Origin of the sequence: Candidatus Marimicrobium litorale, assembly GCF_026262645.1 — a bacterium.
GTDB classification, from domain to species: domain Bacteria; phylum Pseudomonadota; class Gammaproteobacteria; order Pseudomonadales; family Halieaceae; genus Marimicrobium; species Marimicrobium litorale.
Genome location: NZ_SHNO01000001.1, coordinates 1,630,385 through 1,643,795, shown reverse-complemented (window position 1 = coordinate 1,643,795; position 13,411 = coordinate 1,630,385). Strand labels below are relative to the sequence as shown.

The 13,411-nt window shown below is 54.0% G+C and carries 10 protein-coding genes; 5 read left to right on the top strand and 5 right to left on the bottom strand.

Translation table 11 applies throughout. From position 1 onward, the window contains the following. Positions 1-4: 4 nt before the first annotated feature. The 3 genes from EYC82_RS07300 (at position 5) to EYC82_RS07290 (ending at position 4,714) form a co-directional block, all read left to right on the top strand. Positions 5-1,801 (top strand): flavin-containing monooxygenase, encoded by a 1,797-nt coding sequence (locus tag EYC82_RS07300; RefSeq protein ID WP_279248883.1) that lies wholly within the window; start codon positions 5-7, stop codon positions 1,799-1,801. 187 nt (positions 1,802-1,988) lie between these two features. Next, on the top strand, positions 1,989-3,644 hold the full coding sequence (locus tag EYC82_RS07295) for a sulfatase-like hydrolase/transferase (protein ID WP_279248882.1): 1,656 nt from the start codon (positions 1,989-1,991) through the stop codon (positions 3,642-3,644). A 17-nt stretch (positions 3,645-3,661) separates the two neighbouring features. Next, positions 3,662-4,714, top strand: a complete 1,053-nt coding sequence (locus EYC82_RS07290; RefSeq protein WP_279248881.1) for an alpha/beta fold hydrolase — start codon at positions 3,662-3,664, stop codon at positions 4,712-4,714. Positions 4,715-5,161: 447 nt separating this feature from the next. Here the strand turns inward: EYC82_RS07290 and EYC82_RS07285 are convergent, their stop codons facing one another. The 5 genes from EYC82_RS07285 to EYC82_RS07265 all read right to left on the bottom strand — a co-directional run bounded on the left by EYC82_RS07285 (position 5,162) and on the right by EYC82_RS07265 (position 11,600). Beyond that, a complete protein-coding gene (locus tag EYC82_RS07285) occupies positions 5,162-5,284 on the bottom strand; it encodes a hypothetical protein (RefSeq protein ID WP_279248880.1) in 123 nt (40 codons plus the stop codon). A 260-nt stretch (positions 5,285-5,544) separates the two neighbouring features. Then, positions 5,545-7,209 carry a hypothetical protein gene (locus EYC82_RS07280; protein WP_279248879.1) on the bottom strand — a complete coding sequence of 555 codons (1,665 nt, stop codon included), beginning with the start codon at positions 7,207-7,209 and terminating at the stop codon, positions 5,545-5,547. Positions 7,210-7,299: 90 nt separating this feature from the next. Continuing rightward, complete coding sequence (locus tag EYC82_RS07275) at positions 7,300-9,366, bottom strand: hypothetical protein (RefSeq protein ID WP_279248878.1); 2,067 nt, start codon at positions 9,364-9,366, stop codon at positions 7,300-7,302. Positions 9,367-9,385: 19 nt separating this feature from the next. Further along, the gene (locus EYC82_RS07270; RefSeq protein ID WP_279248877.1) at positions 9,386-10,072 is read right to left on the bottom strand and encodes a TetR/AcrR family transcriptional regulator; all 687 of its coding nucleotides are present in this window, start codon (positions 10,070-10,072) and stop codon (positions 9,386-9,388) included. A 712-nt stretch (positions 10,073-10,784) separates the two neighbouring features. Next, on the bottom strand, positions 10,785-11,600 hold the full coding sequence (locus EYC82_RS07265; RefSeq protein WP_279248876.1) for a hypothetical protein: 816 nt from the start codon (positions 11,598-11,600) through the stop codon (positions 10,785-10,787). A 188-nt stretch (positions 11,601-11,788) separates the two neighbouring features. Here EYC82_RS07265 and EYC82_RS07260 point away from each other — a divergent pair, with 188 nt between their 5' ends. Both EYC82_RS07260 and EYC82_RS07255 read left to right on the top strand, forming a co-directional pair. After that, positions 11,789-12,493 carry a Crp/Fnr family transcriptional regulator gene (locus EYC82_RS07260; protein ID WP_279248875.1) on the top strand — a complete coding sequence of 235 codons (705 nt, stop codon included), beginning with the start codon at positions 11,789-11,791 and terminating at the stop codon, positions 12,491-12,493. 166 nt (positions 12,494-12,659) lie between these two features. After that, the gene (locus EYC82_RS07255; RefSeq protein ID WP_279248874.1) at positions 12,660-13,388 is read left to right on the top strand and encodes a hypothetical protein; all 729 of its coding nucleotides are present in this window, start codon (positions 12,660-12,662) and stop codon (positions 13,386-13,388) included. Positions 13,389-13,411: the final 23 nt, after the last annotated feature.

Sequence of the window (13,411 nt, the reverse complement as noted above, 5' to 3'; positions counted from 1 at the left end):
AATAGTGAACGACGATGTGATGGAATTTGATGCCAAGGCGATGCGCGAAAAGTATCGCTTGGAACGGGAAAAGAGACTGCGTGACGATGCTAACGAGCAGTACATCGAAATTTCTGGTGAGTATGCTCATTTTATTGACGATCCGTATTCAGAGCCCGGATTTAGCCGGGAGCCGTTAGAGAGAGATGTCAATGTGGTTCTGATCGGCGGTGGCTTCGGCGGTTTACAGGCAGGCGCCCGCTTGCGTGAGGCTGGAGTCGAGGATATCTGCATAGTTGAGAAAGGCGGCGATTTCGGCGGCACCTGGTACTGGAATCGCTACCCTGGGGCTCAGTGTGACGTGGAATCTTATATCTATATGCCCCTACTGGAGGAGCTCAACTATATTCCGACACAGAAGTACGCTCGGGGGGCAGAGATCCTTGCTCATGCCCAGGCCATTGGCAGGCACTACAACCTCTACGAAGACGCGCTTTTCCAGACCCAGGTAACCGAGACCCGCTGGGATGCGACGATTAACCGTTGGATAGTCAGCACCGATCGTGGCGATACCCTACGTGCTCGTTTTATTGCCATGGCTAATGGGCCATTGAGCAAACCGAAGCTTCCTGGCATTCCGGGTATTGAAGATTTTTCCGGGCACAGTTTTCACACCAGCCGCTGGGACTATGATTACACAGGCGGTGATGCCGATGGCGGCCTCGACAGGCTGGCGGGCAAGCGCATTGCACTGATAGGCACTGGTGCCACCGCATTGCAATGCGTTCCGCACCTCGGTGAGGCAGCCGGGCACTTGTACGTGTTCCAACGCACTCCATCCGGTGTTGATGTCCGCAACAATGCGCAGACTGACATGGAATGGACTGAGTCACTGAAGCCTGGCTGGCAGCGCCAGCGTATGGAAAACTTCAATGCGTTGATATGTGGTGTCCCTCAGGCGGAGGATCTGGTCAACGATGGCTGGACGGATCTCATCGGCAAAATGATTCGCGTATTCAGGGAGAGTCGTCGCCAGGACCTGGATGGCAAGGCTATCAGCGAAATCATGGAGGCGGTCAATTTTGAGAAGATGAACGAGATTCGCGCCCGCGTTGATGAACTGATAGGCGATCCCGTCACGGCGGAGTCCCTCAAACCCTACTACCGCATGTTCTGCAAGCGGCCTTGCTTTCACGATGAGTACTTACAGACATTCAACCGCGACAACGTGACGTTGGTGGACACGGACGGTCAGGGCGTTGAGCGTATCACCGAATCAGGCCTGGTGGTTGATGGCGTGGAATACGAGGTGGACTGCATAATCTATAGCACGGGGTATGAGGTGGGGACCAGCTATGCCAGTCGCACCGGTTATGAAATCTATGGGGAGGGTGGCCAGAGTCTGTCCGAAAAATGGGAAGATGGTGCTCGCACACTGCACGGTATGTTTGTTCATGGCTTCCCAAATTGTTTCATCATGAGTCAGACACAGGGGGGGTTTACGGTGAACTATCCGCACATGCTGGATGAACTGGCAGCCCATATCGCCCATGTTATTCGTCATGCGCAGGATCACGATATTGAAAGGATTGAGGCTACCGAGTCCGCGGAGAGCCAATGGGTACAGACTATTATCGACAAGGGAATGAATGGCGGGGCACTGGGTGGCGAAGATTGTACACCGAGTTATTACAACAACGAGGGCAAGCCCAACGACAGGATACGTCAGGGCATGCCGTATGGCGATGGCCCAATTGCCTTTTTCGCGCTGCTCAAGGCATGGCGCGAGGAGGGGAAATTTGATGGGTTGGAGCTCGGTTGATGATACACCGTAGCCCGGCGATCGAGAGCCTAAAAATCTGCAGCGGCATGATTCGAGAGGGAACGGCCGATCTCGCAGGTTTTGCGTCGAATGCTTGCTCGCCAGAGGTGACGGCCGCTCTTTTCAGGCAGTCGGTTTTGACGGCACAACATGCAATTTCCTTTAGCGCTCGTTTCAGGTCTAAGTAATGCCCGGCTGGATACAAAAATGTATTTCGATTGTTATTGTGACAGTCCTGCTCGCTAGTGCGGTTTACGCATATCGGATACCGATTGTCCTGCAACTCATCAGTCTTTACTTTGACACGAAAATGCAGCCGGAGGAAAACCGAAAAATCGCCTGGGCTTCAGGAAAAGACCCTCGCCCTAAAGAACAACGCCCGCCTAACGTCGTCCTGATTCTCGCCGACGATCTCGGTTGGAATGACATCACCTTCAACGGAGGTGGTGTCGCAGATGGCAAGGTGCCGACGCCCAATATCGACTCCATCGCAGCGGGCGGTGTAACATTCACCAACGGTTACGCGGCAAATGCCACTTGCGCACCATCCAGAGCCTCAATGCTTTCGGGCCGCTACAGCACCCGATTTGGATTCGAATTCACACCGACTCCTTCGGGCATGATGGCCATCGGTAGGCTCGCACCCCGTGATCCTACTCGTCACCTTCAAACCATCTCCCACTCTGCTGACAGAGCCCTAGCTTATGAAGACATGGGCATGCCGTCCACCGAGATTACAATTGCGGAGCTGCTCAAGCAGAAAAATTACCACACCGCACACATCGGCAAGTGGCACGTTGGCGAAAACAATGGCATGGATGCCAACAGCCAGGGCTTTGAGGAAAGCCTACTCATGGCAAGCGGTCTATACCTGCCCGAAGATTCCCCACACGTTGTTAACGCAAAACAAAATTTTGATTTTATCGATCAGTTCTTCTGGAAAGTTATGCGTTACGCAGTTCGTTTTAATGACGGGCCGCCCTTTCAACCGAACGGCCATCTAACCGAGTATTTCACCAAGGAAGCTGTCAGGGTGATAGAAAACAACAAGGATCGCCCGTTTTTCCTCTATCTCGCTCATTGGGCGCCACACTCACCGCTTCAAAGCTCGCGGGAAGACTATGATGCTTTGCCAGATATCGAGCTCCACCGGGAGCGCGTCTACGCAGGTTTGATTCGTGGACTAGACAGGGGTGTAGGAGAGGTACTGAAAGCACTCAAAGACAATGGTCTCGAAGATAACACGATAGTCATCTTTACATCAGACAATGGTGGCGCCGGATACCTGGGATTACCAGACCTGAATCAGCCCTATCGCGGCTGGAAATCGAGCTTTTTTGAGGGTGGTATCCACGTACCCTACTTTTTGCGATGGCCAGACCAAATCGAACCAGGCACTACGGTTAACGAAGCGGTCCATCACTTTGATATTTACACGACCATCGCCAACGCCGCCGGAGCCAGCCTTCCGACAGATCGCAAGATCGATGGTGTTGACCTTCTGCCCATAGTTCATGGCAACACAGGGAGCATCCAACACCGTGGGCTCTTCTGGCGTTCGGGAGCTTCACAAAGTGCGCTTATTGACGGCTGGAAGTTGAATATCTCCGACCCGCCAGGGAACGCTTGGCTCTATGACCTGGCGAATGACCCAACCGAACAAAACAACCTTGCGCAATCTCATCCAGAAAAGTTACGCGAGTTGCAAACAGCTCTGTCTCAACACAATAAGGAGCAGCCGTCATCCGCGTGGCCGGCAATGATTAGCGTTCCCATTAATCTTGACCGTGATGGTAGTCAAGCCGTTCAAGCCAATGATGAATTCATTTATTGGTCAAACTAATTTATCGAGGATTCTTCATGCTAAAAACACTATTACTAATCGCTGCCTCAATTCTGGCATTAGCTGTTCTGTTGGCCATCTGGATCACCCGGGACGGTGAACTAATCACACCAGAGGGTGCTGGCACGGTAACGCTCGATGCCGGCGAATTTGAAGCTTATCCACTACCCGAATATGTCACTGAGGTTCTTACCGAGGACTACAAAAGCTATCTCGTTGAAGTGGAATCCGGCATCAAGATTCATGTGTTGGAGGTCGGCACTGGCTATCCAGTTTACCTGCAGCACGGTAACCCGACTTCCGGTCTCCTCTATCGAAAGGTCGCGGCCAAATTACCGACTGAACGGATACGGGTCATCATGCCAACGATGGTTGGCCTGGGTTTCTCCAGCAAAATCCCGGTGAGTGAACACAAACTCGAGAACCACGTCCGTTGGATGAACAGCGTTATTGAGCAGCTCGACCTCACGGAGCTTGTGTATGTCGGTCAGGATTGGGGTGGCCCTGTCGGTATGGGAGCACTGGCCATGTCACCGGACCTGTTGAAAGGTGCCGTATTGCTGAACACGGCATTAAAAGCGCCGACCAAAAAAGCTGATCTATCGACTGCACATGCTGCCGTTAAATCGCCCGTCATTGGCGAGCTGATAATGGAGGTATTTACCACTGTTTTCGATCAACTGCATGGGGCGCAGGGTGATCCAGATTCAATGAATGAATCAGTCAAATCTCTCTATGCCAGGCCCGTCCTCGAAAGTGGTAATGCCAAGGCGCCAGTTGCGCTCATGAGGATGGTAGCGGACGGACCAGATCACCCTAGCACGCCGGCTATGCAAGTCATCGAAGCCTATGTTGATACGCTCGATATTCCTGCCGAGATCGTTTGGGGTAACAACGACCCGATACTGGGAGCATCGGTAGCTTTAATGAAGCGGAGTTTTCCGAACGCCCCGGTAACTGAAACTGAAGCGGGTCATTTCTTGCAGGAAGAAGTCCCCGAAGTTATCGCCGAGGCCATTGTCCGTGTTGTTGATAAGCTTGAGACTGCGACGCCCAATGCTTCCGAATAGAGATGTCTATACGGGATTGTGTCTCTAGCCTGTCCCTGGCGCATTCGTAATTTAATGTGTGAATCGAATTTTCCGAAACTGTGTTTATGTGTATTCCCTGATAATTCCCTGCTAGATATTGCTCCTGACTCGCGATGTGCGCAGTAATCGCAATAAATACAGGTGGTTACATAGGGGAGGGCGGTGGCATAGCGTCTGGAAGTTGAAAAATTCCCAGTAGATTTCCCGTTATCAGGGAATTTCCTGGAGACTATCCCTGCTGAGACTGCCTCCACCGCCAAGCAGTCTGCGGATCAGAGACTGTAAACAGAGACTGACCGCAGAACCCCCGCAAAGCCCGCTAATTTAGCGGGCTTTCGCGTTTCTGGAGGTGGGCTAACAGTGACTGGGAGACGGCTTACTTCGCTCGAAATAGCCGGTTTTCTCTAACGGCGATTTCGCCAGTCACTAGTGGGGAAGTTGACTCAGTCCAAAGTGTGAGCGCTGGGCTTCCCAGTCGGTGGGAAAGTCTTTTTTCAGGCGCTCAAGGGTGAGGGTTTCAGGGACGTTGCCAGTGATGATTTGGTCCATGATATCTGGAGCCAGGAAGGCGAGCTTTCTGAGGCGGTGGACCTGCCTGGAATTGAGATTGTCCCGCTCGATCAGGGCATCGATGGAGCGTATTGCACCGGTGACCAGGTCCTCATTCCATTGGAGGGATTTCAGTAGCGCTTCCTAAAGCGCCTTGACCGACCGGTCGAAAGAGCGGTGGCCTGATAGTCACCGATCGGATTTTCGCCGCCTCTAACACTTAACTTGTCAGTACCTATTATTCGTCAGGTGCCGCCGACTCAGCAGCCCGGCGGTGGTGATGTGACTCCCGGTAACCGCTCGTAGCGCGCAATACCGAAGGCAGTTGTGTGGATGATCCTGCCATCCTGGTCAAGGTTCATACCGGAAAACAGGGTGTTGTACCGGGCTGAGATGGTAGTGTAGGTGAACACCGAATCGCCAGTCGTCCAATCCACGGCTTCCACGGTCCAGTTTCCATTGCGAGCGCCTACGGTGTAAACGATATCGCTCGCAGTCGATACGATGGGCACAGCGTTTACGGAGGAGACTTCCGAATTCACCCAGTCCTCGGTCAGCGTGTCATTGACCATGTCCCAGTTAAACTTTTGTACGCCGCTGGGTTTGAACAGCGGATCGTTACCGGCATATCCGACTAAAAGCGTCGTTGCTGCCGCGGGCCAGCCATTCGGGATGCTGGCAGGCTCATTATTGACGACCAAAATACCAGTGCCTCCAACAACTACCGATTGCTGCGACTGGATTGCCGCGATGTTGGGGTCACCCATATCTACGCGGATCTTGCCCGCCGTCCGGTTGCTGAGTGCGCCCGTGGGAGCTGTCCAACCCGCCGGAATGTTACCGCGCCAGAATGTTTCTACATTCATCACAGTGTCGCCGTCGGTAATGACCACCAGGTGGTCCTCATCCGGGCCGTATCCCAGCAGTGACGCTGTCGCACCGGAGCCGAGTCCGCTGGTGTTACTGTAGGGCGCGTGCCATGCGCCGTCTGCCTCGCCGATGGAGAGGTTGGTGCCGTCCCACACGACCTTGTGCATGGTTTCGAAGGAGGGTACGTAAATACCGCCGTTTTTATCGACCGCGGGCGCATTCCTTACCCAGTCTCCGGCTCCGGGGCGAACGCCGTTGTCAAGCATCATCTGGTTATGCGCGGCAGCATCTTCCCCGCCCGGCAATTGGATGGCTTTATAGCTAGAGAAGTCACGTTCGAGAATAACGATCCAGCCCTCGTTGGTGACCATGCAGATGCGCCCGTCGAACATCAGGTTGGCGCCGGCGAAGGTACCGCCGATTCCAGCAGGCTTGAACCACTCACCCGTCTTGGTGATCGCGGAGTTGTGGTCTGTCGGGGCGTCGTCCACGTCACCGTAGGCGATGATAGAGTCGGAGGCACCCACGAACAGGGTGTTGTTCGAGTCGAGCAGGTAGTAGACGCCAGCGAGTCCAGTCAGGTACTGGGCCGCCAGTGGTATACTGCCAAAGGCCAGGTCCGAGCCGCTCAGGCTGTCCAGCATTGCGATGTCGGCATCGGCCTCGGCGGATGTTTGGAGGCTCGGCTTGAGCGCATATTCACTGATGACAGTGAGTGAATCATAGTCGAGCTTGGAGATGCGGTCGCCGCCGTTACTCCATATCGCGCGTTTGCCGTTGGGGTAAACGGGGGAGATGGCGATACCGAAGTGACCCGGACCGAGGTGCTGGTAGGTCACGTCTCCCGTTTGCGGGAGGATGATCTCCGTCGGGCCGGCCGGGCCCGCAACATTGATAGAGTCTGTCTGCGCGGAGTTGCCGTGGCCAATGGGCACGTTTGAATCCGCGAAGAAAGGGTTAGCCGGCGGTGGCACGCTACTGGCCAGTACGGCGGCGGAAACCATGGTGGCGGAAACCACGACCAGGCTATTGCGTAAAAAAGAAGAGTCCAGCATAGCTACCTCCAAATATGTAGTTTGAATCAGTGTGCCCTCCGGGGAGGGCTGGGCAGATTATTCGGGTGAGGTGTGAATGTTGTGATAACGCTAGCAGCCGGGAGGTGCGTCAGCGACCCGGGTTATACCGCTGACCGTTCCTACATACGCCGAGCCATCGGGGCCAATGTGGAACTGGCCTGTAATGGCGTTGTAGGGACCGTCGTTACCTACGTAACTGCGAAATAGTTCTTGGCCGGTATCCCAGTCAGTTGCAGTAAGATAGTGCACATCGTTATCTGCAACATCCGGATCAGTGGCATACCCGTAAATGATGCCGTTTGTCGTGGACAACTGTGCGCTGTTCGCAATATTGTCTTGGTTGATCCAGACCGGGTCACAACCCGTGCGGGACGCTTGAACCTTGTGGCGCTCCATTCCGGGATATATTGTTCGCTGGGGATTAAAAGGACCGGTGAAACCCCCGTTGTTGACTACGACGAAATCATCGCCATAACCGATGAAGCTGTTTTCGGCACCACTCTCGTCATCCCTGAACAGCGGCACCTGGCACACTACTGCTCCATCGGTACGGTCGTACACCATGGCATTAACCCGCGGTATTGCGGTGTCAGCAATACCCACCAAATCATCCGCCAGACCAAACAGTGTCGGAGTGGTACCGGAACCTGGCTGGATGATGCCTGGCCCGGTGTTGTCGTAGGGTGTGCGCCAGACCTGCACAACTTCGCCAGTGGGCTCATCCACCGAGAACTTCTGCAACGACTCGTAAGTTACGACGTAGACGCCTGTCTCATCAACGGAGAGAGAGTTCTGCAGCGATTCCCCGGTAGTCGACGCGTAAACCTGGCCGGTGTCGGGATCGACATAACCGATTTCGCCAGAGGAGGCCACCCACCATAGGCGCCCCTCGAAGTCGACCACTGTGTCGGGAAGCAGGCCGCCCCCAACCACCTGTCCACTGACGTCAAAGGACTCGTAACGTACGAAGTTGGCGGTGCCACCGTTGACCTCGACCGCCCAGACTTCCACTGCATTGGTGGGCGGACCGACCAGAATGCGGCCATCATGCAGGATACTGAAGTACGCACCACCGCCTGGCCCCTGTACAAAACCGCGCGGGGCGGTCTCCACTTCCGCGAGTACGTCCAACGTCGTCGGATGGAACATATTGAGCCGGGCGCTTCCACCCGCCGCACCAAAGGTAAAGCACGTTGAAATCGGATATCCATCTTCAGTGAAGGCACTCATCGCACAAATATAGGCGAGATCATCCGGCGCCAGCTTGAGATCCGAGCTGGTTATCGCAAGAGTGGTCCCCAGCCCCAGAATAGTCTTGCCCAGTGGACCGGCACGGTTGTAAACGCCGGAGCTGTAATGGTCATTGTGGATGCGCGAATCGCCCTCGTTGTTGAGGAAAGGGTGGTCGGGTATCAACAGGGGCGCAATCGGGTCTGCTGCGGCCTGTGCACCAGTGTAACTGGGAACTCCGAGGTCCGCGGCCGAGAGCTTCGGGATGGGAACCCGCTGTCGATAAACGGCCAGCGGTGCGTTAGGGTCCTCGGGCCCGGACGCCAAGTGCAATTCGGTCGCCGTGTCGACCAGAATGTCTACCCCGTCGAAGCTGTCTTCCCAGCATACCCCGGTCTCGTTATTGATGAGTTGGAAGCGCACCGGATAGTCCGGGTTGTGCGGCAGTGCCGGAAGACCGGCGCCCCCGCCCATCACGCCTATGGACGCCTGACCCTCGGCACCGGCAACAAGGTCAATCTGGTGAATGCCGTCGGAGGGCGTCAGGGTATTGGAGTACTGCCACCCGGAAGCCGGAGCAGTCAGTGGTGCCCAGGAGGTGGCATCAGCCGGGATCGAGGCCTCGAACACGAGATCGCTATGGGTCCCCGCGTAACCACATACGGCGTAGCCGGTGGTAGTCTTGGGGTCGCCGAAATCGGCAAGGTCGTTCGCCTCACCCTGGTTCAGGGTCCAGACGAACGGTGCGGTGGGGTTCGAATCCTGCAGTTGCAGCAGGCCCGCGTCACCGCGATTACAGTCGTAGGCCGGAAGGGCCGGGCAGGATGCGACTTGCGCAGACGCCAGCGCCGGGCCCAGCAGCCATGAGACAGCGCAGGCTACTGTCAATTTTCTGAATGTGATCATAGGAATGTACCTTCGAATACTAATTAATGGCTTCCACCACGTGACTGGTGGCCTTTAGTCCCCCGACAATAAAATCGATCAATGCTTGTATTTGTTGTTCAGGATGCAGTACGGCCTGTTGCCACGCCCTGTGGGCATCTCCCCGGGCGGCAATTTCTGCCAACGTGGAGGTCAGCGCGAGAAACGCCTGATGTGAACGGGCGGTCAGTACCGAGTCAGACAGCTCCGGTAATGCTCGCTTCATAAGCACGAAGAGCCTGCGGTTCACTCGCCCGAAGTGCTTGACCACCAGGTCATCGAGAACCGGGGAGCGCGCAACAAACAGCCGATCCATGAAGCGAATGTATTGTCGCTCGGTCCTGTCATCGGAGATGGCCATGGCGGCATAGGGTGCAACCATCGCCTCGACCACCTCTTCGACTGTTGGCTGATCCGTCTTCAACAGCTCGGTGTAACGCTCAAGGCGGGCCTCCTGCAATACTTCCATCCGCCGCAGTACGATGGCCTCGATCAGCTCTTCTTTGGAGCGGAAATGGTAGTGCATCACGCCGACGCTGGTACCCGCGGCCTTGTTGATACTGCGCACCGAAACCACATCCAGGCCGTTTTCAGCCATCAACGACTCCGCAGCATCCATCAGACGCTCACGAGTATTTTGCCCCTGGCTCAACTCTTGGGGTCGTTCCTCGACATTAGCTGTGCTCAATACTGCAGGCTCCGATATCTGTTCTGAACATATGTTCAGAACGGATGATTAGAACATATGTTCAGAGCGGGGGCAAGAGAGGTTTTCGGCAGGTGTCTCTGGCGAATTCGCAATTCAGTCAGGCAAATTTGGTTAGAATGCTGGGGGATATTTAACTTAACCCTGCTTATGCGTATTCCCTGATATTTCCCTGTTAATCTGGCCGAGGGATCTGTGATGAGAGAGGAAATACAATAGAAACAGAGGGGTAGGGCAGTCACTGGGTTGAATGCAGGCCCGCAGTCTGGATATTTCCCTGTAGATTTCCCGTTTTCAGGGAATTTTCTGGAGACGATCCCTGCTCTGACTGCCTCCACCGCCATGCAGTCTGCGGATCAGAGACTTTAAACAGAGACTGACCGCAGAACCCCCGCAAAGCCCGCTATTCAGCGGGTTTTTGCATTTCTGGGATTGGCGTAACGGTGACTGGGAGACGGGGCTGTCAGGTCCTGAATCGCCAGTTGTCTCTAATGGCGATTTCGCCAGTCACTAGTGGGGGTCTTGACTCAGTACGTCGACCGGGCTCGGTGGAGTGCCCATGGCATTGCTGTATCAAAAGGAGTTGGCGGAAGAATTGGATGTCGATCTTACTGGGGCATTAAGCATTAAGGGGACAGATTTATTTTCGGCACCTTTCTATCAACATTAAGAAGAAAAATGAGTCTGTCCCCGGTTAACCAGGATTAACATCGATTCTTGTGTCAGGATTAGAGTCGTCACCCGGGTCGTGGAAAAGTCCTGGTGCAACGGCAACGGAAACAGCTGCGGTTGCTACGTCCAAACAGACCAGTACATGATTATCCGGGTCATCATCCGCTAACGCGATAGGGGTAACGGTCTGGCCGTCTTGAAGTCGCACGGATATACCAAGGCGCTGAGGCTCCCCCAGTCTAGAACCCATTGGGCCAGATACGCCACCTTCCCAAGTAATTTGCAAGACTTGCTGCGTGGCGGTAGGACAGTCTCCTACAAGCCCTGGTGCATCAACTTCAAATCGCTCAGCTAACACCAAGCTTGGGCCTGCTTCGAGCGGCGTGATGTTGGTGAACCGTTCACCTTGAAGCGACTGACCATTTATATCTTCCAGAGCACCAACCACTTCCACGGCGAGCGGCGGAGCATTACGAGTGCCGAAAGAGCCAACGAGTAATACGGTACGCTGCTCCAGTATTTCGATTGCTGGAGCAAGTGTGGCACAAATGGGCGTCACCATTTCTCCCGATGCCGTTTCCACCTGGAATACGTCCGCCATCACGCTATTCAAATCAATTTGCACGCTGAATACCACGGGCATTCCGTCTTCGCCCTCAACTGCAATGGGGCAAAGTACACCCGCTCCTGCAGGCAGGGCGTCGAGCCCGTGGTAGGCAGAGAGGATTTTGGATTGAGCTTCCTCTAACGCTAGATCGTTATTGTCGGAGCATGCGAGAAGGAGGCACACTGTAGGCATGATGGTCAGTGCGGAAATGAGCTTAGTGAAGAACGTCATATTGCGATCCAATTGAAGATCAAGAGGTAAGATCAAGGGGTCAGAGTCTTTGATACCCATTATTACAGTTGTTAACGCCCGCTGGTACTGAGATTGGTATTTCCCTAGAAAGTTACCAATTCGCCAGGCACAGGTTGAGCAGCAGCTGTCTTGTCACCTGGATGACAGCTTCGTAAAATGCGCTGGCCATGGAAAAAATAAAAGAAGCAAAATCTTCACTTAAAAAAGCACGCTGGGCTCGCAAAGTCAGCGATGAAGCTCTGGATGGCATGTTGGAGCATGCCACATTCAGATCAGACTCTCGCAAAAGTCACATCTTCCGCCTTGGAGACCCCTCTAGTCGCTTCTATGGTCTACTGTCCGGGCAAGTGCGCTTGACCATTCCAGCGGAAACCGGTGATGAATTCATAATAATGGATGTGACCAAAGGGAGGTGGTTCGGCGGGACTTCTCTGACCGAGAACGCCCCGAGAACCGCTGATGCACTAGCTCTGGTTGATACTGAAATCGTTGAAATTCCAGCGTCAGTCGTGAGGGAAACGGCCGAGAAGTTTCCCCGGATATACAAAAACCTTTTCGCCGAGCAATCTCTTTACGTTCGTCTGCTGTGCAACCTGATGGCATCCATGCTTTTCTTCCCACTAAAAGCCCGATTGGCGAACCGGTTACTCATGCTGATAGTGCTAGATGGTCGCCGGGAAGGGCGTGCTGCCTATTTGGAAACAACCCTATCCCAGAGCGATTTTGCCAAACTAGTCAGCGGCTCGAGACAGCAGGTGAACCGGGTTTTTCGTCAGTGGAATGATGAAGGTATTGTTAACTTTGCTGACGGTCAATACCACATACCCTCTGTCAAGAGGCTCTTTGTTGAATCCAAATCAACAGCTCCCTAGGAGCTGCCATTGAGTCACCTGAGTGACAAGGTCGGTAACTACTAAAGCCGCATGACAGTGACCTGGGTTTTTCTTGTAGCTGTCACCTAGCTGACAGGTAGATTTCTGATTTTTCTATTTTACTGCATCGAAATGCGGGCTCAATAAAATAGGAAATGTGGAGGAGATGAAAAAAATAGTACTTTCAATGCTAGCGATTCCCCTCGTGTTGCTAGCAGGGTGCAGTGACAGCAATGATGGGAGCCCGGATACAGATAACCCTTCAGATTCGGTTCGCGACGTCCGCTACTGTGAGTTCCTGGCGATAGAGCTCACTGCCGAAGGAATCATTGCCACGGCGTATAACAGCTTCGGACTGAATGACTGCCCGGCTCAGGATTGGGATGCTGTCGATGAAGATGACTTGCAGCGTTATGCCGATGAGTTGGGTGTAGCCGGAGTCACAAAGAATGGCCCACGTTTTTGGTTGATGGATGAATTGTTGAGTAACAGGGGCAGTTATGAAGAAATTCGTTTTTTCGATGCCTTGGAAATGGGATTAGCCGCGCAGGTATTACTTGGCGCTACGCCTTCTACGGGTAAGTACTCCGAGCGCTCTGTGGCGCGTGATACGCTATTTACCTTTAATGAGGGCTCAGAGATTTATCAGTTAAGTGGCCCCGCCGGCCGGGAGTATGTCATGCAGTCTTACAGCCATATTGTTGATGACACCCAGACCTCCGACAGCTTGTCCGAGCTGGGAAGTCGTTTAGCGTTGCCTGAAGGTTGGACGTTTACAGCAAGGGTGCTGGAAGAACACCTTTTCGTTGAAGATGTCGAGGGAATTGCAACTATCGTGCAAGACGAACTGACCAATACCTACCAGAGGGCGGTGACCCTTGAAACTTCGCCATAAAATTCGCAGCACAGTTGCGCTTA